At 49.7% G+C, this 392-nt stretch carries 1 protein-coding gene; it reads left to right on the top strand.

Annotated features, from left to right (window positions below; genetic code table 11):
- Positions 1–102: 102 nt before the first annotated feature.
- Positions 103–392, top strand: a 290-nt coding sequence (locus PZH32_RS11630) for an ATP-binding cassette domain-containing protein (protein ID WP_275208416.1), incomplete at its 3' end; no start/stop codon positions are given.

The following is a 392-nucleotide window of genomic DNA, read 5'->3' as shown; positions in this document are numbered from 1 at the left end:
GCCCGTATGCACAACGAGAATGCATTGTGACGCCACGTTTGACGGGGGCGAAAAATCATCTCTATGCCTGTCATTTCCCGCTGAACATGGAGAAAGAGTGAGATGATCGAAACGCTGCTTGAAGTGCGTAATTTAAGTAAAACGTTCCGCTACCGGACCGGCTGGTTTCGTCGTCAGACCGTAGAAGCGGTAAAACCCTTGAGCTTTACGCTACGTGAAGGCCAGACACTGGCGATTATTGGCGAGAATGGTTCGGGTAAATCCACGCTGGCAAAAATGCTGGCGGGAATGATAGAGCCTACCAGCGGCGAGTTATTGATTGACGATCATCCACTGCATTTTGGCGATTATTCCTTCCGCAGTCAGCGTATTCGCATGATTTTTCAGGATCC

This window comes from Adlercreutzia equolifaciens (assembly GCF_029076695.1).
Classification (GTDB): domain Bacteria; phylum Actinomycetota; class Coriobacteriia; order Coriobacteriales; family Eggerthellaceae; genus Adlercreutzia; species Adlercreutzia equolifaciens_A.
Note: the sequence above shows the minus strand (reverse complement) of the source record. Positions and strands in the feature narration are given on the sequence as shown.